At 59.6% G+C, this 21,755-nt stretch carries 16 protein-coding genes and 1 tRNA gene; 13 read left to right on the forward strand and 4 right to left on the reverse strand.

What is annotated here, in order from left to right:
• Positions 1 to 3: 3 nt before the first annotated feature.
• From infB to JIO00_RS04300, 6 genes are all read left to right on the forward strand, one after another.
• The gene (infB, locus tag JIO00_RS04275) at positions 4 to 2,532 is read left to right on the forward strand and encodes a translation initiation factor IF-2 (RefSeq protein ID WP_010463483.1); all 2,529 of its coding nucleotides are present in this window, start codon (positions 4 to 6) and stop codon (positions 2,530 to 2,532) included.
• 159 nt (positions 2,533 to 2,691) lie between these two features.
• Entirely contained in the window at positions 2,692 to 3,093 is a 402-nt protein-coding gene (rbfA, locus tag JIO00_RS04280) for a 30S ribosome-binding factor RbfA (protein WP_007942872.1), read from the forward strand.
• Between the two features lie 3 nt (positions 3,094 to 3,096).
• Positions 3,097 to 4,014: a tRNA pseudouridine(55) synthase TruB gene (gene truB / locus JIO00_RS04285; protein WP_034148331.1), complete on the forward strand. Its 918-nt coding sequence runs from the start codon at positions 3,097 to 3,099 to the stop codon at positions 4,012 to 4,014.
• A 117-nt stretch (positions 4,015 to 4,131) separates the two neighbouring features.
• Positions 4,132 to 4,401 (forward strand): 30S ribosomal protein S15, encoded by a 270-nt coding sequence (gene rpsO, locus JIO00_RS04290; protein ID WP_003176135.1) that lies wholly within the window; start codon positions 4,132 to 4,134, stop codon positions 4,399 to 4,401.
• Between the two features lie 195 nt (positions 4,402 to 4,596).
• Positions 4,597 to 6,702, forward strand: coding sequence for a polyribonucleotide nucleotidyltransferase (gene pnp / locus JIO00_RS04295; protein ID WP_010463478.1), 2,106 nt, complete (start codon positions 4,597 to 4,599; stop codon positions 6,700 to 6,702).
• Positions 6,703 to 6,831: 129 nt separating this feature from the next.
• Positions 6,832 to 6,907: transfer RNA gene (locus tag JIO00_RS04300), tRNA-Thr, on the forward strand.
• Between the two features lie 10 nt (positions 6,908 to 6,917).
• Here the strand turns inward: JIO00_RS04300 and JIO00_RS04305 are convergent.
• The gene (locus tag JIO00_RS04305; protein ID WP_200667726.1) at positions 6,918 to 7,958 is read right to left on the reverse strand and encodes a hypothetical protein; all 1,041 of its coding nucleotides are present in this window, start codon (positions 7,956 to 7,958) and stop codon (positions 6,918 to 6,920) included.
• A gap of 315 nt (positions 7,959 to 8,273) precedes the next feature.
• On the opposite strand from JIO00_RS04305, the gene JIO00_RS04310 reads away from it, so the two are divergent.
• Entirely contained in the window at positions 8,274 to 8,579 is a 306-nt protein-coding gene (locus JIO00_RS04310; RefSeq protein WP_077747454.1) for a DUF6388 family protein, read from the forward strand.
• Positions 8,580 to 8,669: 90 nt separating this feature from the next.
• Here JIO00_RS04310 and nadC read toward each other — a convergent pair whose 3' ends face one another.
• Positions 8,670 to 9,518 (reverse strand): carboxylating nicotinate-nucleotide diphosphorylase, encoded by an 849-nt coding sequence (gene nadC / locus JIO00_RS04315; RefSeq protein WP_200667727.1) that lies wholly within the window; start codon positions 9,516 to 9,518, stop codon positions 8,670 to 8,672.
• A gap of 285 nt (positions 9,519 to 9,803) precedes the next feature.
• Here nadC and JIO00_RS04320 point away from each other — a divergent pair, with 285 nt between their 5' ends.
• The 4 genes from JIO00_RS04320 (at position 9,804) to JIO00_RS30105 (ending at position 15,828) form a co-directional block, all read left to right on the forward strand.
• Positions 9,804 to 12,011 (forward strand): DUF1631 domain-containing protein, encoded by a 2,208-nt coding sequence (locus JIO00_RS04320; RefSeq protein WP_200667729.1) that lies wholly within the window; start codon positions 9,804 to 9,806, stop codon positions 12,009 to 12,011.
• A 64-nt stretch (positions 12,012 to 12,075) separates the two neighbouring features.
• Positions 12,076 to 12,651, forward strand: coding sequence for a 1,6-anhydro-N-acetylmuramyl-L-alanine amidase AmpD (ampD, locus tag JIO00_RS04325; RefSeq protein WP_010463469.1), 576 nt, complete (start codon positions 12,076 to 12,078; stop codon positions 12,649 to 12,651).
• Positions 12,648 to 13,484: a regulatory signaling modulator protein AmpE gene (gene ampE, locus JIO00_RS04330; RefSeq protein ID WP_010463467.1), complete on the forward strand. Its 837-nt coding sequence runs from the start codon at positions 12,648 to 12,650 to the stop codon at positions 13,482 to 13,484. Before ampD ends, ampE begins: the two co-directional genes overlap by 4 nt.
• A 1,639-nt stretch (positions 13,485 to 15,123) precedes the next feature.
• Positions 15,124 to 15,828 carry a methyl-accepting chemotaxis protein gene (locus JIO00_RS30105; RefSeq protein WP_371857853.1) on the forward strand — a complete coding sequence of 235 codons (705 nt, stop codon included), beginning with the start codon at positions 15,124 to 15,126 and terminating at the stop codon, positions 15,826 to 15,828.
• Positions 15,829 to 15,876: 48 nt separating this feature from the next.
• Here the strand turns inward: JIO00_RS30105 and JIO00_RS04340 are convergent, their stop codons facing one another.
• The gene (locus JIO00_RS04340) at positions 15,877 to 16,653 is read right to left on the reverse strand and encodes a TatD family hydrolase (protein ID WP_200667731.1); all 777 of its coding nucleotides are present in this window, start codon (positions 16,651 to 16,653) and stop codon (positions 15,877 to 15,879) included.
• Positions 16,654 to 16,656: 3 nt separating this feature from the next.
• Complete coding sequence (cra, locus tag JIO00_RS04345; protein WP_010463461.1) at positions 16,657 to 17,652, reverse strand: catabolite repressor/activator; 996 nt, start codon at positions 17,650 to 17,652, stop codon at positions 16,657 to 16,659.
• Positions 17,653 to 17,943: 291 nt separating this feature from the next.
• Here cra and ptsP point away from each other — a divergent pair, with 291 nt between their 5' ends.
• Positions 17,944 to 20,805: a phosphoenolpyruvate--protein phosphotransferase gene (ptsP, locus tag JIO00_RS04350; RefSeq protein WP_010463459.1), complete on the forward strand. Its 2,862-nt coding sequence runs from the start codon at positions 17,944 to 17,946 to the stop codon at positions 20,803 to 20,805.
• A complete protein-coding gene (pfkB, locus tag JIO00_RS04355) occupies positions 20,805 to 21,746 on the forward strand; it encodes a 1-phosphofructokinase (protein ID WP_010463457.1) in 942 nt (313 codons plus the stop codon). Before ptsP ends, pfkB begins: the two co-directional genes overlap by 1 nt.
• Positions 21,747 to 21,755: the final 9 nt, after the last annotated feature.

The raw sequence follows: 21,755 nt of genomic DNA on the forward strand, positions 1-21,755 counted from the left end.
TGCATGACGCAAGTCACGGTGAAACAACTGGCCGATGAGGTCAAAACACCGGTAGAGCGCCTGTTGCAGCAGATGCGTGAGGCAGGTCTGCCGCACACCGCCGCCGATGAAGGTGTGAGCGATAGTGAGAAGCAGTCTTTGCTGACTCACTTGAAGAGCAGCCACAAGGCGAAAGTGGAAGAACCGCGCAAGATCACACTGCAGCGCAAAACCACCAGCACCCTGCGTGTTGCTGGCAGCAAAAGCATCAGCGTTGAAGTACGCAAGAAGAAAGTCTTCGTACAGCGCAGCCCGGAAGAAATTGAAGCCGAGCGCAAACGCGAACTGGAAGAACGTCGCGCAGTAGAAAATGCTGCTCGTCAGAAGGCTGAAGAAGAAGCCAAGCGTCGCGCCGAAGAAGAAGCGCGTCGCCAGCCTGCTGCTGCGCAATCCGCTACTAACGACGCCGTTGCAGCCCCTGCTGCAGTTGCCGAGCCAGTACGCGAAAGCGCGCCGGTTGTAGCCGCTGCTCCAGCACCGTCTGCTGACGTTCGCAACAAGCAGAACGAACAGCGCCGTCCGGACAAACCACGCGCCGACGATAACAATCGTCGTGGCAGTGGCGATGGTGAGCGCAAAAACGCTCCGCATCGTGCTTCGGTTAAAGAGAAAGCGCCTGCTCCACGCGTTGCCCCACGTACTACCGACGAAGAAAGCGATGGCTTCCGTCGTGGTGGTCGCGGCAAGGCCAAGCTGAAGAAACGCAACGCCCACGGTTTCCAGAGCCCAACCGGCCCTGTCGTGCGTGATGTGCAGATCGGCGAGACCATCACTGTTGGCGATCTCGCCAATCAGATGTCGGTCAAGGCTGCTGAAATCATCAAGTTCATGTTCAAACTGGGTACGCCAGCGACCATCAACCAGGTGCTTGATCAGGAAACTGCTCAACTGGTAGCCGAAGAACTGGGCCACAAAGTGACCCTGGTCAGCGACACCGCCCTGGAAGATTCCCTGGCCGAGTCCCTGAAGTTTGAAGGTGAGACGTTCTCCCGTGCGCCAGTCGTGACCGTAATGGGCCACGTTGACCACGGTAAGACGTCGCTGCTCGACTATATCCGTCGTGCCAAGGTAGCTGCAGGCGAAGCCGGCGGTATCACCCAGCACATCGGTGCGTACCACGTTGAAACTGATCGCGGCATGGTCACTTTCCTCGATACCCCGGGTCACGCCGCGTTTACCGCAATGCGTGCCCGTGGTGCCAAGGCGACTGACATCGTGATCCTGGTGGTTGCAGCGGACGACGGCGTAATGCCGCAGACCATTGAAGCGGTCCAGCACGCCAAGGCTGCCGGTGTTCCACTGGTTGTTGCAGTGAACAAAATCGACAAGCCGGGCGCTGATCTCGATCGCATCCGTAGCGAGCTGTCGGTTCACGGCGTGACTTCGGAAGAGTGGGGCGGCGACACCCCGTTCGTATCGGTTTCGGCGAAAGTCGGTACTGGCGTGGACGAGTTGCTCGAAGCTGTTCTGCTGCAAGCCGAAGTTCTGGAACTGAAAGCGACGCCTTCGGCTCCTGGCCGTGGTGTGGTGGTTGAATCGCGTCTCGACAAAGGTCGTGGCCCGGTTGCAACCGTTCTGGTTCAAGACGGTACCCTGCGCCAAGGCGACATGGTCCTGGTCGGTTCGAACTATGGCCGTGTACGCGCCATGCTCGACGAGAACGGCAAGCCGATCAAAGAAGCCGGTCCTTCCATCCCTGTCGAGATCCTCGGCCTGGACGGTACCCCGGACGCTGGCGATGAGATGAGCGTGCTGTCGGACGAGAAGAAAGCCCGTGAAGTGGCTCTGTTCCGTCAAGGCAAGTTCCGCGAAGTCAAACTGGCTCGCGCTCACGCCGGCAAGCTGGAAAACATCTTCGAAAACATGGGTCAGGCAGAGAAGAAGACGCTCAACATCGTCCTCAAATCCGACGTCCGTGGTTCGCTGGAAGCGTTGAACGGTGCCTTGAACGGCCTGGGTAACGACGAAGTGCAAGTGCGTGTTGTCGGTGGCGGCGTCGGTGGTATCACCGAGTCCGACGCTAACCTGGCACTGGCCTCCAACGCTGTACTGTTTGGCTTCAACGTGCGTGCCGATGCTGGCGCTCGCAAGATCGTCGAGCAGGAAGGTCTGGATATGCGTTACTACAACGTGATCTACGACATCATCGAAGACGTCAAGAAAGCCCTCACCGGTATGCTGGGCAGCGATGTTCGCGAGAACATCCTGGGTACCGCTGAAGTGCGTGACGTGTTCCGTTCGCCGAAGTTTGGCGCGATCGCCGGTTGCATGGTTATCGAAGGTGTTGTTCACCGTAACCGTCCAATCCGTGTACTGCGTGAAGACATCGTTATCTTCGAAGGCGAGCTGGAATCCCTGCGCCGCTTCAAGGATGACGCTTCCGAAGTACGTGCCGGCATGGAATGCGGTATCGGCGTGAAGAGCTACAACGACGTCAAAGTCGGTGACAAGATCGAAGTCTTCGAGAAGGTTCAGGTTGCTCGCAGCCTCTAACTCGCGTACTTCAAGGGCCACGCCAAGCCGCCGCATGCAAATGCGCGGCACCGCGTCAGGACTCTAAACGCAACGCCCGGTCTGGCTTTTGTCAGGCCGGGCGTTTGCCGCTTTCAGACCCCTCGGGTTTCACCGTGGGGCAGTAACAGGTAACAAGACATGGCAAAAGAATACAGCCGTACCCAACGTATCGGCGATCAGATGCAGCGTGAGCTGGCACAGCTGATCCGTCGTGAAGTCAAAGACCCGCGCGTCGGTCTGGTCACCATTACCGCTGTTGAAGTCAGCCGTGACGTCGGTCACGCCAAGATCTTCATCACCGTGATGGGCCAGGACAACGCCGAAGACATCGCGCAAAGCATCAAGGTGCTCAACTCAGCCGCCGGTTTCCTGCGCATGCAGTTGGCTCGTGAAATGAAGTTGCGCAGCGTTCCGCAGTTGCACTTCCACTACGACGAAAGCGTCGTGCGTGGCGCGCACCTGTCGGCCCTGATCGAGCGTGCGGTGGCTGAAGACAATCAGCACCCGGTAGCGGCTGAACCCGAAGACGCCAAGGAGTAATCGGTGGCTCAGGTCAAACGTATCCGTCGTAACGTCAGCGGTATCATTCTGCTCGACAAGCCATTGGGGTTCACCTCCAACGCCGCGTTGCAGAAGGTTCGCTGGCTGCTGAACGCCGAGAAAGCCGGTCACACCGGCAGTCTCGATCCGCTGGCCACCGGCGTGTTGCCGTTGTGCTTCGGTGAGGCCACCAAGTTCTCGCAATACCTGCTCGATTCCGACAAGGGTTACGAAACCCTGGCGCAACTGGGCAAGACCACCACCACGGCCGATGCCGAGGGTGAAGTTTTGCAGGAGCGTCCGGTGACCGTTGGTCGCGCAGATGTCGAAGCTGTTCTGCCGAAATTTCGCGGGCAAATCAGTCAGATACCGCCGATGTACTCGGCGCTCAAGCGTGATGGTCAGCCGCTGTACAAGCTGGCCCGTGCAGGCGAAGTAGTGGAGCGTGAACCGCGTTCTGTTACTATTGCGCGCTTGGAATTGCTGGCCTTTGAAGGTGATACTGCGCGGCTTGCGGTGGATTGCAGCAAAGGCACCTATATTCGCACCCTGGTGGAGGATATCGGTGAGCAACTCGGTTGTGGCGCTTACGTGGCTGAATTGCGACGTACCCAGGCCGGGCCTTTCACGCTGGCGCAGACGGTCACGCTTGAAGAGTTGGAAGCGGTACATGCCGAAGGCGGCAACGAAGCGGTCGACCGCTTCCTGATGCCATCGGACAGCGGCCTTCTGGATTGGCCACTGTTGCAGTTCTCGGAGCACAGTTCGTTCTACTGGCTTAACGGCCAACCGGTACGAGCCCCGGATGCACCGAAGTTCGGCATGGTACGGGTACAGGATCACAACGGTCGCTTCATCGGTATCGGTGAAGTGAGCGAAGACGGGCGCATCGCGCCACGTCGACTGATTCGGTCAGAATGACCGGACGAGGGTGGCTGTTAACAGGCACGGTCACTACTCATTTTTAGATACAGGGATTTGTCCCTGGCCTGTTGAAGCTGTTTCTTTGAAACAGTTTCCTGATAAAAGGATTGCCTCATGGCTCTCGACGTTCAAGAAAAAGCTCAAATCGTAGCTGACTACCAGCAAGCTGTTGGTGACACTGGTTCGCCAGAAGTGCAAGTTGCACTGCTGACCCACAACATCAACAAGCTGCAAGGTCACTTCAAGGCCAACGGTAAAGATCACCACTCCCGTCGTGGTCTGATCCGCATGGTTAACCAGCGTCGTAAGCTGCTGGACTACCTGAAAGGCAAGGATCTGGGTCGTTATCAGGCTCTGATCGGTCGCCTGGGTCTGCGTCGCTAATAAGCGATTGCGCTAGAGGTTGGTTGTCTGTCGTGCGCCAGTGGGTTTCCCGCTGGCACATGGCAGGCTCCCAGCCTCAAGTTTTATCTGGATAGTCGTTTTACCCTGGACAGGCGTTGGGCCGATTCCCGACATTGCCCAAGAATTTCGCAAGAAGACAAGTTCCCCAAGAGCCACAAAAGAAGGTAGGACACCGTGAACCCGGTAATCAAAAAATTCCAGTTCGGTCAGTCGACCGTTACCCTCGAGACTGGCCGTATCGCCCGTCAGGCCTCCGGCGCAGTATTGGTCACCGTTGACGACGACGTCAGCGTGTTGGTGACTGTGGTCGGCGCCAAGCAAGCCGATCCAGGCAAGGGCTTCTTCCCTCTGTCTGTTCACTACCAGGAAAAGACTTACGCTGCCGGTAAGATCCCTGGCGGTTTCTTCAAGCGTGAAGGCCGTCCTTCCGAGAAAGAAACCCTGACTTCCCGACTGATCGACCGTCCGATCCGTCCGCTGTTCCCAGAAGGCTTCATGAACGAAGTGCAGGTTGTCTGCACCGTCGTTTCCACCAGCAAGAAAACCGATCCGGACATCGCTGCGATGATCGGTACCTCGGCTGCGTTGGCTATCTCCGGTATTCCTTTCGATGGCCCGATCGGCGCTGCCCGCGTTGCGTTCCACGAAAGCACTGGCTACCTGCTGAACCCGACTTACGAACAACAGAAAGCTTCGAGCCTGGACATGGTCGTTGCCGGTACTTCGGAAGCCGTGTTGATGGTTGAATCGGAAGCCAAAGAGCTGACCGAAGACCAGATGCTGGGCGCGGTACTGTTTGCTCACGACGAGTTCCAGGTGGTGATCAACGCCGTCAAGGAACTGGCCGCCGAAGCTGCCAAGCCGACCTGGACCTGGGCTCCACAGCCAGAAGCCACTGCTCTGCTGGGCGCTATCCGTGCCGAGTTCGGCGACGCGATCTCCCAGGCTTACACCATCACCATCAAGGCCGACCGTTACGCTCGCCTGGGTGAGCTGAAAGACCAGGTGGTTGCCAAGCTGTCCGGTGAAGAAGGCCAGCCTTCGTCCAGCGAAGTCAAAGCCGCTTTCGGCGAAATCGAATACCGCACCGTTCGCGAAAACATCGTAAACGGCAAGCCACGTATCGACGGTCGCGACACCAAGACCGTACGTCCTTTGAACATCGAAGTCGGTGTTCTGCCAAAGACTCACGGTTCGGCGCTGTTCACCCGTGGCGAAACCCAGGCGCTGGTTGTTGCAACACTGGGCACCGCCCGTGACGCACAGCTGCTGGACACCCTGGAAGGCGAGAAAAAAGACCCGTTCATGCTGCACTACAACTTCCCTCCGTTCTCGGTAGGTGAGTGTGGTCGCATGGGTGGCGCTGGTCGTCGCGAAATCGGTCACGGCCGTCTGGCCCGTCGTTCGATTGCAGCCATGCTGCCTGCTGCCGACGTGTTCCCGTACACCATTCGTGTTGTGTCGGAAATCACCGAATCCAACGGTTCGAGCTCGATGGCTTCCGTTTGCGGCGCTTCCCTGGCTCTGATGGACGCCGGCGTTCCGATGAAGGCACCGGTTGCCGGTATCGCCATGGGTCTGGTTAAAGAAGGCGAGAAGTTCGCCGTCCTGACCGACATCCTGGGTGACGAAGACCACCTCGGCGACATGGACTTCAAAGTAGCCGGTACCGCCAAAGGTGTTACCGCGCTGCAGATGGACATCAAGATCAAAGGCATCACCGAAGAAATCATGGAAATCGCTCTGGGCCAAGCCCTGGAAGCGCGCCTGAACATCCTCGGTCAGATGAACCAGATCATTGGTCAGTCCCGCACCGAGCTGTCGGAAAATGCTCCGACCATGATCGCGATGAAAATCGACACCGACAAAATCCGTGATGTCATCGGTAAAGGCGGCGCGACCATTCGTGCGATCTGTGAAGAGACCAAGGCTTCGATCGACATCGAAGACGACGGCTCGATCAAGATCTTCGGCGAAACCAAGGAAGCGGCTGAAGCAGCACGTCAGCGCGTTCTGGGCATCACCGCAGAAGCTGAAATCGGCAAGATCTACGTTGGTAAGGTTGAGCGCATCGTCGACTTCGGCGCATTCGTAAACATCCTGCCTGGCAAGGACGGTCTGGTACACATCTCGATGCTGAGCGATGCTCGCGTTGAGAAAGTGACCGACATCCTGAAAGAAGGCCAGGAAGTGGAAGTACTGGTACTGGACGTGGACAACCGCGGCCGTATCAAACTGTCCATCAAAGACGTAGCAGCGGCCAAGGCTTCGGGCGTTTAATCACCCCCCGCTTGATTGCTTCAACGTTATAAAAAATGCCCCGCAGTGAAAGCTGCGGGGCATTTTTTTGTCTGTGAAACAGGGTGTGAAGTTGCTGGCTATCGAACCCGGTGCTAGGTTTAGCCCACCGCCCGTGTAGCTCAGCCGGTAGAGCAGCGCACTCGTAACGCGAAGGTCGCAGGTTCGATTCCTGTCTCGGGCACCATTCCCCCCTGTTATTTCACCTTTCTGCTCAAATCTTCCACGGTGCGTTTCAGCTGATCCAGTTGGTTGTCCTGATCGCTGACTTCCCGCTTAAGGCTGGACAGGTCGCTGGAGCTTGAGCTGGAACTCGATCCGGCGCTGCGCTTGAGTTCTTCCACCTGGCTGGCAAGCCGTTTCAGGTCGTTTTCCTGTTCGTTGACGGTACGCTTGAGGTCGTTCACTTCGCTGGAGCTTGAACTGGAGTTCGAGCCGCCGCTGCTGCGCTTCAGATCGTCCATCTGACTGGCGAGCTTTTTCAGACCGTTTTCCTGTTCGCTCACCGCGCGTTTCAGATCACTCACTTCGCTTGAGCTAGAGCTTGCGCTTGAGCTGGAATTCGAGCTGCTGCTGCGCTTGAGGTCGTCTATCTGGCTGGCGAGCTTTTTAAGTCCGTTGTCCTGTTCGCTGACCGTACGCTTGAGGTCGCTGACTTCGCTGGAACTGGAGCTGGAATTCGAGCTGCTATTGCGTTTGAGTTCGTCCACAGCCTTGGCAAGGTTTACCAAACCGGTGTTCTGTTCGCTGACCGTGCGTTTCAGGTCGTTCACTTCGCTGGCGCTGGCGCTGGAACTGGAGCTCGAACCACTGTTGCGTTTGAACTCGTCCATGGCCTTGGCGAGGTTTTTCAGCGCCGTGTCCTGATCACTGACGGTGCGCTTGAGTTTATCCACTTCGCTGGCAGTCGAATTCGAACCGGACACCGTGTTCTTTTTCAACTCTTCGATGAGCCGCGCCTGTGTACTGACGGTTTTCTTCAGCTCTTCAAGATCTGCCGTATCGGTTTTAACCATTCTTTGTAATTTTTCCACGTCTTCGATACTGAGGCCTGATTTGACCATCACGTCTGTGCCGTAATAGTTGTGGAAAACCAAAAATTTATCGGAAGAGTTTGCGCTGTCGAATTTGTACTCCAGACCGGCTTGAGCCGAATCGGGCATTGCCAGGCTGCCGAGAAGAAGGGCAGCCATGCCGGTTGCAAACAGGGTAGATGGAAGCTTGGGAAAATTGCGCATCACCGGTTCCTTGTGAAGTGCCTAGCTGGCACATCGCTATGACTTTACCTTTTGAACGTTGTTCCTGGGTAGCGAAGGAAAATTTTCAGAAAGGCCGATCAACGGTTTTTTTGTAGATTTGATGTAAAAGTCCATATAAATCGTCGACCAAACGTCCTATATTCGGACGTTGCACACGTACCACTTCTGCAGTTTTCAGATGATCCCCGAATGGTTCTGAAGGCCAGACAAACCGGGCTTCACACGGTTTTTTGCGTCAGAGAGATCCTTGATGATCCAGATCCATCTTCCATTCCCCAGATCAGCGAGAACGCCATGACCGTTAAAGAATTGACCCAAGAAGCCAGACACGAAGAAGCGCTTAAAAAGTACCTGCTTGAATCACCCCAGCTAGCGGAAGAGATCAAGGACCTGCCCGCCGACGATCAGAAAGACCAGATCCAGTGGGCGTTCGAGGATGAGGCGGAGTCCCAGGGCTTGCAGCCATGGGAACTGACGCTCAAGTACACCTCGACCCCTGAAGAGTTCGAGGCTGCGCGCCTGGTGCTGCACAAGGAGGCGGCCGAGGTGTTGGGCGTCGAGTGGGAAGAGTACTGCGAGATGAACAATCTGGTGGTTTGAGAGCAGCTTCAGGCTTCAGGCTTCAAGCGGTAAGCTGCAAGTAAAAGCAAAACTGCTTGAAACTTGGAGCTTGCCGCTCGAAGCTGCGTTTTAGAGGCTTAAGCGCATCGACAGGTCGACAGCCTTCACATCCTTGGTCATCGCACCAATCGAAATGTAATCCACCCCGGTTTCGGCGATCGGCAGCAGCGTGTTTTCGTTGATACCACCGCTGGCTTCCAGTTTCGCCTTGCCCGCGTTCAGGCGCACGGCTTCACGCATGTCATCCAGGCTCAACTCATCGAGCATGATGATGTCGGCACTCGCCGCCAGGGCTTCTTTCAATTCCACCAGGCTTTCCACTTCAATCTCGACCGGCTTGCCCGGGGCGATCTTGTGCGCGGCGTTGATGGCCTCAGGAATGCCACCGCAGGCGGCGATGTGGTTTTCCTTGATCAGGAAGGCGTCGTACAGGCCGATGCGGTGGTTGTGGCAACCGCCGCAGGTCACGGCGTACTTCTGCGCCAGACGCAGCCCTGGCAGGGTTTTACGGGTGTCGAGCAGCTTCACCTGGGTCTCGGCGACAAAATCCGCCAGGTATTGCGCGCGCGTGGCCACGCCCGAGAGCAATTGCAGGAAATTCAGTGCGCAGCGTTCGCCGGTCAGCAGCGAGCGTGCCGGGCCCTCGAGGTGAAACAGCGCCTGATTGGGTTTCACCCGTTCGCCGTCACGCACCTGCCAGTGCACCGCGACCCGTGGATCGAGTTGCCGGAAAACGGCATCGACCCATGCGGTGCCGGCAATGACCGCGGCGTCGCGGGTGATGATGGTGGCTTTTGCCAGGCGTTCGGCCGGGATCAGCTGTGCGGTGATGTCGCCGCTGCCGATGTCTTCGAGCAACGCACGGCGCACGTTGGCTTCGATTTCGGCGGTCAAATCGGCGAGACGTAGATTCGGCATAACGGGCTCCACAAACAAAGTGGCCCGATTATAGGGCCATGGCGCGAGGCAACCCAAGGCATCAGAGGCGTTCCCCTCACCTGCAAACCTGCATTTGGTCGATTCCCTTGAATCATCGGCACTAAGTCAACGTCTTTCCTATGCGTCTATTTCGATACGTAGCACAGAGTCTGCTGGTACACGGGAGCGCTTTTGCAAGATAATCCGCCTTGCTTTTGACGTCATGGCTTTGACGTTCGTTTGGATTTACGACTATTCGCAGAATCACCGTTTCAGGAGGCTTGGATGCACAACGACGGGAATGTAGTGCCTTTGCACAAGGCGGCTACCGGTCAGGCGACGCAATCGCCGCTCGCCCGCCTGCCTGTGATTCTGCTTCAGGTTCGCGACAAGGCCACTCAACAGCTCAGGCATGGCTTGCAGGAGCTGTTTGATAACGCCGACGACACGCTGTTCGAAATGGCTGATCGGGCCCGCAGCGATGTCGAGCAGAACCTCTTTTTCGAAGCCATGCGCGACTTGCGACTCAAGCGAAAAAGCATCGAACGCGGTTTTCTCGAACACTTCTTCGAGGCGTTCGTCAGTCTCTCGCAGCACGACAGCGCCCAGGCGGCCTTGCCTCAGGCATTGGCATTTGAAACCGATGCATTGCCCAATGACGATCTGGAACGCAGCGTCGCGGTGGACGCCATGGTCAGCAAAGTGCTGAGCCGCGACGGGTTCGCTCTTGACCAACTGACAGCCCGACTCAGTGCTTTGCTGGGCAAGGCGCTGGACGATGAGCACAACCCGCTAGGGCCTGCGCGGCTCTGCGAGTATTTCTTGCAGGCCTGGCGCAACCTGGGGGTGGAGATCAAGGTCAAGCTGATCATTCTCAAACTATTCGATCGCTACGTGCTCAGCAGCACTGATCAGCTGTACGCCGAAGCCAATCAACTGCTCATCGCGACCGGCGTGTTGCCCGACCTCAAGCCCGCTCCCACGCGGCGAGCCAGCGATCATGCCGCCGCCAGCGCCTATGCCGAACCGATCGAAGTCGGCATCCACTCGGGCCATGCACCGGTCGACGATGGCGTGCAGGAAGTCTTTGCCGCGTTGCAGGAGCTGCTGCTACACGTGCGCGGCAGTGTCGCGCCGACCCTCGAAGCCAGTGCCCAGACACAGCCCATTTCCACCCGAGACCTGTTGCGCCTGCTCTCGCACTTGCAGCAATACGTGCCGGCGCTGGCGACCCAGGACGACTTCGATCTGCGTAACCAGCTCGAACAGCTGCTAACCCGGGTCAGCGTCAAAAGCGGCAAGTCGCGCGTGGTCGGCGTGGCTGACGAAGACGTGATCAACCTGATCGCCATGCTCTTCGAATGCATCCTTGATGACCGCAACCTGCCTGACTCCCTCAAGGCGCTGATTGGTCGGTTGCAGATTCCGATGCTCAAAGTGGCGGTGCTCGACAAGAGCTTCTTCAGCCGGGCCAGCCACCCGGCCCGGCGTCTGCTCAACGAAATCGCTGCCGCCGCGATGGGCTGGGGGGAGTGCGATGACCACGAGCGTGACAGCCTGTACCTGCGCATCGAGCAAGTGGTCCAGCGTCTGTTGAACGACTTTGTTGATGATCCGGCGATCTTTTCCGAATTGCTGGCGGATTTTCTCGCCTTCACCAGTGATGAGCGCCGCCGCAGCGAACTGCTGGAACAGCGTACCCGTGACGCCGAGGAAGGCCGCGCCAGGACCGAACTGGCTCGCCAGCGTGTCGAGCAGGCGCTGAATCAGGCGTTATTGGGCAAAGTGCTGCCCCAGGCTGTGGTGGTCTTCGTGCAGGAGGCCTGGAGCAAAGTGCTGTTGTTGACCTGCCTCAAACATGGTGATGCGTCGGCGCAATGGCAGGCCGATGTGCAGACTATGGAGCAATTGATCTGGAGCGTGCAGCGCCATGACGAGCCCGATGCCGGCCTGCGTTTGTTGGCGCTGGTGCCCGGGCTGCTGAAGGCCTTGCGCGACGGATTGAGCAGCTCGGCGTTCGATCCGTTCGCCACCAGTGAGTTTTTCAGTGAGCTGGAAACCTTGCACGTGCAACTGTTCGAGCGCCCGGGTCAGGCGGCTGAACAACCCGTCGACCCGCCGGTAATGGTCGAAGTGTTGCAGCAAATCGTGCTGCACACGGCGGACGAAGGCCTGGCCGATTTGGTGTCTGTGCGGTTGCCGGCGGACGATGCCGGTTTGCTTCAGGTCGATCAACTGCGTCCGGGCTGCTGGGTCGAGTTTCAGGAAGACGATGAAAACACCCTGCGTTGCAAGCTGGCAGCGATCATCGATTCCACCGGCAAATACATCTTTGTCGACCGCACGGGAATGAAAGTGCTGGAGCGCAGCCGCACCGGCCTGGCCCTGGAATTTCGCCGTGGCGCGGTGCGGGCGCTGGACGATACCTTGCTGTTCGACCGGGCCCTGGAGTCGGTGCTGGGCAATCTGCGGCGTCTCAATCGCGGCAAGTGATCGCGCCCCGAGGGCCTATCGCGGCATACTGGGCGCCAACACAGTCGTCGTTGAAGGAACCTGTATGCAGTTGGACCCCGCGAGCGGTTGGTGTCAGGGCGTGCGTGTATGCCGCTCGCCCAACTTCAATGCGCGCCCCTCGGGCGAAATTTCCCTGCTGGTGATCCACAACATCAGCCTGCCGCCAGCGCAGTTCGCCACCGGCAAGGTGCAGGAATTTTTCCAGAATCGTCTGGATGTCACGGAGCATCCCTATTTTGCAGGTATTGCTGACCTGCGGGTGTCTGCGCACTTTCTGATCGAACGTGACGGCACCGTCACTCAGTTTGTCTCTTGTCTTGAGCGCGCCTGGCACGCCGGTGTCTCGAGTTTCGAGGGGCGGGAGACCTGCAACGATTTTTCTGTGGGCATCGAACTTGAGGGCACGGATGATCTTCCGTTCGAGGACGCCCAGTATCAGGCGTTGACGACTCTGACCCGACAACTGCAAAGCACCTTTACGGCGATCACGGCGCAACGCATCTGCGGGCATAGCGACATCGCACCGGGGCGCAAGACGGATCCGGGACCCGCGTTCGACTGGGCACGCTACCGCGCCGCCTTGGCAAAAGCCGCTTTGGAACAAGAGGAACAACGATGAGTTTTCTGGTGTTGCTGTTGGCCGTCTGGATCGAGAAATTCTCGGCCTTGCGCCATCGGGTCCAACGTGACGGCGGTTGGGTGCGTGAACTGAACAAGCTTGAAGTCAGCCCGCGCCTGATTGATCGGCCATGGCTGGTATTGGTGGTGCTGGTGTTGTTGCCGGTGGCGCTGCTGGGTTTGTTGCTGGTGGTGCTTGAACCGGTGGCCTACGGGTTGCTGGCATTGCCGGTGCACCTGCTGGTGGTGATTTACAGTCTGGGTCGCGGCGATTTGCTGGCTGGCCTGGGACCGTTTCGCGATGCCTGGCGCCGGGAAGACCTGCAAGCCGCCGCCCATGTGGCGAAGCGCGACGTGGACATCTGCGCCGATAGCGGCGAGCAACTGCTTGAGCGGGTCGAAGGGCATTTGCTGTGGGAGGCGTACCAGAGCTTTTTCGCGGTGATTTTCTGGTACTTCGTGCTGGGCCCGGTCGCCGCACTGAGCTACCGGCTGCTGGCGCTGGCTGAAGAGCACGGGCAGAACCCTGCTGTGGTCGAGCGCGCTGCACAGTTGCGTCATGCGTTTGATTGGGTGCCGGTGCGTCTGTTGGCGGCCAGTTTCGCGCTGGTCGGAAATTTTGTCGCGGTCAGCCGCGTCATGCTGCATGAACTGCTGAACTGGAACATCAGCGCTGCCCAGTTGATCGAGAAAGTTGGCCTGGTGGCTGGCGAAATTCCTGCACCGGTCGTCGGACCGGACGGTATCAACAGCCTGGACCGGATCTGGGAATTGCTGCTGCGAGCGGCGGTGCTCTGGTATGCAGGTTTTGCGTTGTGGACGGTCCTTCCGTAAACCAACGGCTGTCTTGCGTGAACATCTTTGTGGAGAGGGGGCTTGCTCCCGCTGGGCGCGCAGCGCCCTCAAACGGCCAGGCGAATATGTCAGGAAAACCCGCTCGCCTGCATTGCGTCTGCTTCGCAGACGAGCGGGAGCAGGCTCCCTCGCCACAAGATGATCATCGATCTCAAGTCCGGCGATCTGCCGTTAACCTTAAGTTACAAAACCCTCAGCCGATTTAAGCTATACAGGGATAGCGCTGAATAGTGGCTATCTGCCGTCGACCCGCGCCTGCCAATAAAAATAAGAATCAAAAGGGAGACTTCCAGTGAAGAGCTTGCTCTATCCCGCCGTCGCGCTGATGAATCGCCTGAGCTTCGGCATGAAGTTCAGCCTGATCAGTGTGCTGTTCCTCGTGCCGATGCTGGTGACCAACTTCTATCTGGTCCGCGACTCCTATCGTGAATTCCAGGGCACACAAGTCGAGCTGCAAAGCCTCGACCTGCTCGGCAGCAGCCTGACCCTGCGGCGTGATCTGGAAACCCTGAACAACCTGGTGCAAATCAACGTCACCCTTGGCCAGTCCGGCAAGGCCGGTAATGTCGAGACGAAGATCAGCACTCTGGAGCAAAGTGTTCTGGCCCGCCTGCAAGGGCTGACGGCGATGACCACTGATCCGGAGCAGATCACGGTTTTCGATGGCAAGCGCGATGAAATGATCGCGGCGTTCAAGGCCCAGCAAGCGGAAAACTCCCTGCAAAGCAAAAGTGGGATGATCGGCAAGTTGCTCGGCAGCGCGCAGATTTTCAGCCAGATCATCGCCAGTCAAGCCGGCCTGAGCCGCGATACCCAGAGCGACATGCGTCAGCTCAGCGAACTCATTACCAACGTCACTCCGCCTGTGACGCAGATCCTGGGCGACGGCCGGGCGATGGGTTCCTATTCGCTTGGGCAAGGTTTTCTGAATTCGTCGTCGAGCACCCGATTTGATGAGCTGCTGGCGCAGATCGAAAAGCTCCAGGGCGAATACGGTCTGAAGCTCAATGATGCATTGGGTTCCAGCAAAGCGGCGCGTGACACCCTGGCCGCCCAGGCCGAGAGCAGCAAGGCCTCGCTGAAAAAGGCCAGTGAACTGTTCGAAGAACAGGTGGTGATGGCCGACACCCTCGATGCGCCATGGCAGGCCTTTTACGACCAGGTCACCGGCCTGATGGACCAGACCTACCAACTCAACGAAGCCACCCTGGCATTCCTCGGCACCCAGTTGCAGCAGCGACTGGAGCAGAACCGCACCCATATGGTCTTGCAGGCCGTGGCGCTGTCGGTGGTGTTTGTGTTGATTTTCTACCTCTACGGCGGCTTCTACGCCTCGACCCGCACCACCCTCAAACGTCTGGGCGCGACGCTGGACAAAGTTGCAGCGGGCGACATGACCGTCACTTTCCGGGCCGAAAGCCGCGACGAGTTGGGCGAGTTGGGCGAGGTGTTCAACGGCACCGTGAAGAAAATCCATGACCTGATCGAGCGCGTAGGCCAGACCGTCAATGAGGTCGAGCGCCAGGCCGGACAAGTCGAAAGTGTCTCTGCCCAAAGCAACCAGGCGGTGGCGGGGCAGCGTTCGCAGATCGAGCAGGTCGCCACGGCCATGAACCAGATGTCTGCCACCTCCCTTGAGGTGGCGCGCAGTGCCGCCGCAGCAGTCAGCAGTGCCCACAGCGTCAACGACGAAACCATCAGCGGTCGCGGCCTGGTGGCGTCCCAGCAGGGCAGCATCGCGCAACTGGCCAGCGAGATCGATCAGTCGGTGCGGGTGGTCAACCAATTGGCCAGCGACAGTCAATCCATCAGCCGCGTGCTGGAAGTGATCAAAAGCATCGCCGAGCAGACCAACCTCCTGGCGCTCAACGCCGCGATCGAAGCCGCTCGGGCCGGTGAGCAAGGGCGTGGTTTTGCGGTGGTGGCCGATGAGGTCAGGACCCTGGCCAAGCGTACCCAGCAATCGACCGAAGAAATCGAGCAGATGATCACCAAGCTCCAGAATGGTGTCGGCGCGGCGGTGAAAGCCATGGGCGTCAGCCATCAGGTGGCCGATGGCACCGTCGGGCAGTCGGAAAAGGTCCAGCAAGCGCTGGAAAACATCCTCGGTGCCGTCGGCATGATCGTCGACCAGAACCAACAGATCGCCGCCGCGGTGGAGCAGCAGACGGCAGTGGCCCACGACATCGACCAGAACATCGTCGAGATCAACCGCGCGGGTGAACGTACCGCCGAAGGGGCGCACCAGACCGAGGATGCCAGTCGAGCATTGTCGGCCCAAGTGTTGGAACTCAAACAACTGATCAGCGCGTTCCGGGTCTGACGACACACAAGGATCAAATGTGGGAGCAGGTTTTTGTGCAGGGCTGATTTACCAGTTGAACAACTTGCAGGCATTGGCCGTGCTCGCGGCCGCCAATCGCTCGGGACTGGTCGCCATGATGCCGGCCAGCGCCGAGCAAATCGCCGGCAGGTGCGCCGGGCTGTTGCGTTGACCGGGAAACATGGCGGGCGCCATGTCCGGTGAATCGGTTTCCAGCACCACTGATTCCAGGGGCAGGTCAGCGAGGACGCGGTGCATGCGCAGCGCCTGCGGCCAGGTCGCGGCGCCGCCCAGGCCCAGTTTGAAACCGAGCTTGATGTATTCGCGCGCCTCTTCCTTGCTGCCGGCGAAGGCATGAATGATGCCCGCGCGTTTCAATCGAAACCGTTTGAGCGTGGCAATCACCGCGGCATGGCTGCGCCGCACATGAATCAGCGCCGGAAGATTGAAGTCCACCGCCAGTTGCAGTTGCGCGTCGAACAAGGCCTGCTGGCGCTCACGGTCGAGGGTTTCGATGAAGTAATCCAGACCGATCTCGCCCACGGCACACAATTGCCGATGACCCGCCAGGCGGGTCAGCCAGTCACCGAGTTCGAGTAAATCGTCAGGGCGATGCTGGTCCAGGTACACCGGGTGCAAACCGAGCGCCGCATGCAGGTCGGGGTCGCTCTGCACCAAGTCCCAGACCCGCTGCCAATTGCCCTGATAAACCCCCAGCACCACCATCCGCCGTACCCCGAGGGCGCGGCTTTCGGCGAGCAGTGCCGTGCGGTCCTCGTCGAAGTCCGGAAAATCCAGATGAGTGTGGCTGTCAATCAGCTCCACGGTTCAGTCCTGGCGAATACGCTGCTTGAAGGTCCGCGCGATGGCTTGCACGCCGGGTTGGTAGTCGGACTGCTCGATGGCGGCCAGCGCCAGCGCCAGGGCCTTGTCGGCAATCAACTGATGCTGCTGGGCCATGGCGTTGACCGGCAGCGGCAAGAAGTCCAGCAACTGCGTGTCGCCGAAGGTGCCTAGGCGCAGCGGACGGGTTTTCAGCGGGAAGTCGTGCAAGGCATCGAACACGCCTTGAAGCAGCACGTAAGACGTGGTCACCAGCGCATCCGGCAAATGCCCAAGGCGCTGTAACAATTCCTCCATCAACTGCTTGCCGCACTCACGGCTGAACGATTCGCCGTGCTCGATCAGCACGTCGCCTTTGAACCCGCTTAACGCCTCCTTGAACCCGGCGGCACGTTCCTGGCTGATGCTCAGCTCGGGGCGGGCACCGATCAGCGCGATTTGCTTGGGCAGCGGGTCGAGCAGACTGCGGGTCAGTTGCAGGCTGGCCTCGCGATCATCGCTGATCACCGAACAGAAATGCTCAGGCTCCATCACCCGGTCGATGGCGATGATCGGAATGCCTTTGGCCTGCAACAGACGATAACTGTCATCACCGGCCGGCAGGCAACTGGCGACGATCAAGGCATCACAGCGCCGGGCGCGGAACAGTTGCAGCAATTGCCGCTCACTGTCCGGCGCATCGTCGGAACTGGCGATCAGCAATTGATAACCGCGCGCCCGGGCGCCTTGCTCGAGCAGTTTGGCGATTCTTGCGTAACTGGGGTTTTCCAGGTCCGGCAGAATGAAGCCCAAAGTGCGGGTGTGCCGACTGCGCAGCCCCGCCGCCTGAGGGTTGGGCGTGAAGCCATGTTGTTCGACGACCGCACGAACGCGCTCGACGGTGGCACTGCTGATACGTTGCTGCTCGGCCTTGCCATTAATGACATAACTGGCGGTGGTAACGGACACACCGGCCAACTGTGCGATATCACTGAGTTTCAACTCGGGATTTCCTTGTTTGTTCGAGCTTGCCCCGACATTTTCGACAATCCTACCCGATTCGGGCAGACGACCATTGTCGCAACGCTTCCGACAAGTTGGACTTCAAGGATGGGACATAATCGAGTAACGTGCCAATCATTCTAGATTAAACGTTTCAGCAAGCGTATTTTCTACGTTATAAGCGCATTTGGCCGGTTCTGCCGTGAAACCGCCAAAAATGATGACGAAGCGCCTAAGCTGGAATCATCCAAAACAATACCTGGCGCCCACAGACGCCAAAAAGGAGAAAGCATGCTCGAGCTCACCATAGAGCAGATATCCATGGGCCAGTCGGCTGTGGATAAGTCCGAAGCCTTGCAATTACTGGCCGGGCATCTGGTCACCGATGGCCTGGTGGCCGAGGGTTATCTCGCCGGTTTGCAGGCCCGGGAAGTCCAGGGCTCGACCTTTCTCGGTCAAGGTATTGCCATCCCTCACGGTACGCCGGAAACCCGCGATCAGGTGTTTTCCACCGGTGTGCGGCTGATGCAATTCCCCGAAGGCGTGGACTGGGGCGACGGCCAGATCGTTTACCTGGCGATCGGCATTGCCGCCAAATCCGATGAACACCTGCGACTGCTGCAACTGCTGACCCGTGCCCTCGGAGAAACCGACCTGGGCCAGGCCCTGCGTCGCGCCAGTTCCGCCGAAGCCTTATTGAAACTGCTGCAAGGGGCACCGCAGGAACTGGCGCTGGATGCACAAATGATCGGCCTTGGTGTCTCCGCCGATGACTTCGAAGAACTTGTATGGCGCGGCGCGCGTTTGCTGCGCCAGGCCGATTGCGTGAGTAACGGGTTCTCCGCCGTCTTGCAACAGGTCGAAGCGCTGCCGCTGGGCGATGGCTTGTGGTGGCTGCACAGCGAACAAACGGTCAAGCGTCCGGGCCTGGCGTTCGTCACGCCGGACAAGCCCATGCGCTACCTCGGCCAGCCCCTCAGTGGCCTGTTCTGCCTGGCCAGCCTCGGCGAGGCGCATCAGGCTTTGCTCGAACGCCTGTGTGCGCTGCTGATCGAAGGCCGTGGCCATGAACTGGGTCGCGCCACCAGCAGCCGTAAAGTCCTCGAAGTGCTGGGCGGTGAACTGCCGGCGGACTGGCCGAGCGCGCGCATTGCGTTGGCCAACGCCCACGGTTTGCATGCCCGCCCGGCGAAGATCCTCGCGCAGTTGGCGAAAAGTTTTGAAGGCGAAATCCGCGTGCGCATCGTCGATGGCCAGGACAGCGCCGTGTCGGTGAAGAGCTTGAGCAAACTGCTCAGCCTCGGCGCCCGGCGCGGTCAGGTATTGGAGTTCGTCGCTGAACCGAGCATCGCCGCCGATGCCTTGCCAGCCTTGCTGGCCGCCATCGAAGAAGGCCTCGGTGAAGACGTCGAGCCGTTGCCCGCCGTGAGCCAGCAGCGCGAGGTGTTTGCCGATGTCGCCGAAGTGCTCCTGGCGCCAGCGTCCGGCAGTCTGGTCCAGGCCATTGCCGCTGCACCGGGCATCGCCATTGGCCCGGCGCACATTCAAGTGCTGCAAACCATCGAATACCCGTTGCGTGGCGAGTCTGCCGCCATTGAGCGTGAACGTCTCAAGCAGGGCTTGGTGCACGTGCGCCGCGACATCGAAGGCTTGATCGAACGCAGCAAATCCAAAGCCATCCGCGAGATTTTCATCACCCACCAGGAAATGCTCGACGACCCGGAATTGACCGATGAAGTCGACACCCGCCTCAAGCAAGGCGAAAGCGCTGAAGCGGCGTGGATGGCGGTGATTGAAGCGGCGGCCAAACAACAGGAATCGTTGCAGGACGCCTTGCTCGCCGAACGGGCTGCCGACCTGCGCGACATCGGTCGTCGGGTGCTGGCGCAACTCAGCGGCGTCGAAACCCCGAGTGAACCCGATCAGCCGTACATTCTGGTGATGGACGAAGTCGGCCCGTCCGACGTTGCCCGTCTCGATCCGACCCGTGTGGCCGGCATTCTCACGGCCCGTGGCGGCGCGACCGCTCACAGCGCGATTGTCGCCCGGGCGCTGGGCATTCCGGCCTTGGTCGGCGCTGGTGCGGCGGTGTTGCTGCTGGCGCCGGGCACGCCGTTGCTGATTGATGGTCAGCGCGGTCGCCTGCATGTGGACGCCGACGCGGCAACCTTGCAGCGCGCCACCGAAGAACGCGACACCCGCGAACAACGCCTGAAAGCCGCCGCCGAACAACGCCATCAACCGGCGCTGACCACCGACGGCCATGCGGTCGAAGTGTTCGCCAACATCGGCGAAAGTGCCGGCGTGACCAGCGCGGTGGAGCAGGGTGCCGAAGGCATCGGCTTGCTGCGCACTGAACTGATTTTCATGGCCCATTCCCAGGCGCCGGACGAGGCCACCCAGGAAGTCGAATACCGCCGCGTCCTCGACGGCCTGGCCGGTCGTCCCCTGGTGGTTCGCACCCTCGATGTCGGTGGCGATAAACCACTGCCGTACTGGCCGATTGCGAAAGAAGAAAACCCGTTCCTCGGCGTGCGTGGCATTCGCCTGACCTTGCAGCGTCCGCAGATCATGGAAGCGCAATTGCGCGCCTTGCTCCGTGCAGCGGACAACCGCCCGTTGCGGATCATGTTCCCGATGGTCGGCAGCGTCGATGAGTGGCGCCAGGCGCGGGACATGACCGAGCGTCTGCGTCTGGAAATCCCGGTGGCTGATCTGCAACTGGGGATCATGATCGAGGTGCCATCGGCGGCCTTGCTGGCGCCGGTGCTGGCCAAGGAAGTCGACTTCTTCAGCGTCGGCACCAATGACCTGACTCAATACACCCTGGCCATCGACCGGGGACATCCAACCTTGTCGGCCCAGGCTGACGGCTTGCACCCGGCGGTGCTGCAACTGATCGACATCACCGTGCGCGCGGCCCATGCCAACGGCAAGTGGGTCGGCGTGTGCGGCGAGCTGGCAGCCGATCCGCTGGCGGTGCCGGTGCTGGTCGGTCTCGGCGTGGACGAACTCAGCGTGTCCGGTCGCAGCATTGCCGAGGTCAAGGCACGCATCCGCGAACTCAGCCTCAGCCAAACCAGAATTCTCGCCCAACAGGCCCTGGCCGTGGGCAGCGCCAATGAAGTGCGCGCATTAGTGGAGGCCCTGTAATGGCCAAAATCCTGACCCTGACGCTCAACCCGGCGCTGGACTTGACGGTGCAGTTGCCGCGCCTCGAGCCCGGCCAAGTCAATCGCAGCGACGAAATGCACACCCACGCCGCCGGTAAAGGCGTGAACGTGGCGCAGGTGCTCGCCGACCTCGGCCATCAGCTGACGGTCAGCGGTTTCCTCGGTGAGGACAACCTTCAAGCGTTCGAAACCCTGTTCGCCAAACGCGGTTTTGTCGATGCGTTCATCCGGGTGCCCGGTGAGACGCGCAGCAACATCAAACTGGCGGAAAACGATGGTCGGATCACCGACATCAACGGTCCGGGGCCGATGGTCAATGCGACGGCTCAGCAGGCGCTGCTGGATCGACTCGAGCAGATTGCGCCCGGTCATGACGCGGTCGTGGTGGCCGGCAGCCTGCCGCAGGGAATAAGCCCGCAGTGGTTGCAGGCGTTGATTGAGCGTTTGAAAAACCTCGGTCTTAACGTTGCCCTCGACAGCAGCGGCGAAGCCTTGCGTGCAGCGCTCAAGGCCGGCCCGTGGCTGATCAAGCCGAACACTGAAGAGTTGGCCGACGCGCTGGGTTGCGAGGTGATATCGGTGGCGGCACAAGCCGAAGCGGCGAGCCGTTTGCACGCTCAAGGCATCGAGCATGTGGTGATCTCCCACGGGGCCGATGGCGTGAACTGGTTCAGTGTCGGCTCGGCGATGCACGCCACGCCGCCCAAGGTCAGTGTCGTCAGCACCGTGGGCGCAGGCGATTCGTTGCTGGCCGGCATGCTCCACGGTTTGCTCAGTGCCGACACGCCTGAACAGACCCTGCGCACCGCCACGGCAATCGCCGCGATGGCGGTCACGCAGATCGGTTTCGGAATTGGCGATGTCGCGCAGTTGGCGCGGCTCGAACAGGGCGTGCGCATCCGCACCCTGACAGAACAATAAGAGGGTTTG

The sequence above is a fragment of the Pseudomonas sp. SW-3 genome (assembly GCF_016615645.1).
In the GTDB taxonomy this organism is placed as follows: Bacteria; Pseudomonadota; Gammaproteobacteria; order Pseudomonadales; family Pseudomonadaceae; genus Aquipseudomonas; species Aquipseudomonas mandelii.

What these genes read in the sequence shown, in the direction of transcription:
- infB (WP_010463483.1), top strand. Translation starts at nt 4, where the DNA reads ATGACGCAAGTCACGGTGAAACAACTGGCCGATGAGGTCAAAACACCG.
- rbfA (WP_007942872.1), top strand. Translation starts at nt 2,692, where the DNA reads ATGGCAAAAGAATACAGCCGTACCCAACGTATCGGCGATCAGATGCAG.
- rpsO (WP_003176135.1), top strand. Translation starts at nt 4,132, where the DNA reads ATGGCTCTCGACGTTCAAGAAAAAGCTCAAATCGTAGCTGACTACCAG.
- JIO00_RS04305 (WP_200667726.1), bottom strand. Translation starts at nt 7,958, where the DNA reads ATGCGCAATTTTCCCAAGCTTCCATCTACCCTGTTTGCAACCGGCATG.
- JIO00_RS04310 (WP_077747454.1), top strand. Translation starts at nt 8,274, where the DNA reads ATGACCGTTAAAGAATTGACCCAAGAAGCCAGACACGAAGAAGCGCTT.
- nadC (WP_200667727.1), bottom strand. Translation starts at nt 9,518, where the DNA reads ATGCCGAATCTACGTCTCGCCGATTTGACCGCCGAAATCGAAGCCAAC.
- JIO00_RS04320 (WP_200667729.1), top strand. Translation starts at nt 9,804, where the DNA reads ATGCACAACGACGGGAATGTAGTGCCTTTGCACAAGGCGGCTACCGGT.
- ampD (WP_010463469.1), top strand. Translation starts at nt 12,076, where the DNA reads ATGCAGTTGGACCCCGCGAGCGGTTGGTGTCAGGGCGTGCGTGTATGC.
- ampE (WP_010463467.1), top strand. Translation starts at nt 12,648, where the DNA reads ATGAGTTTTCTGGTGTTGCTGTTGGCCGTCTGGATCGAGAAATTCTCG.
- JIO00_RS30105 (WP_371857853.1), top strand. Translation starts at nt 15,124, where the DNA reads ATGTCTGCCACCTCCCTTGAGGTGGCGCGCAGTGCCGCCGCAGCAGTC.
- ptsP (WP_010463459.1), top strand. Translation starts at nt 17,944, where the DNA reads ATGCTCGAGCTCACCATAGAGCAGATATCCATGGGCCAGTCGGCTGTG.
- pfkB (WP_010463457.1), top strand. Translation starts at nt 20,805, where the DNA reads ATGGCCAAAATCCTGACCCTGACGCTCAACCCGGCGCTGGACTTGACG.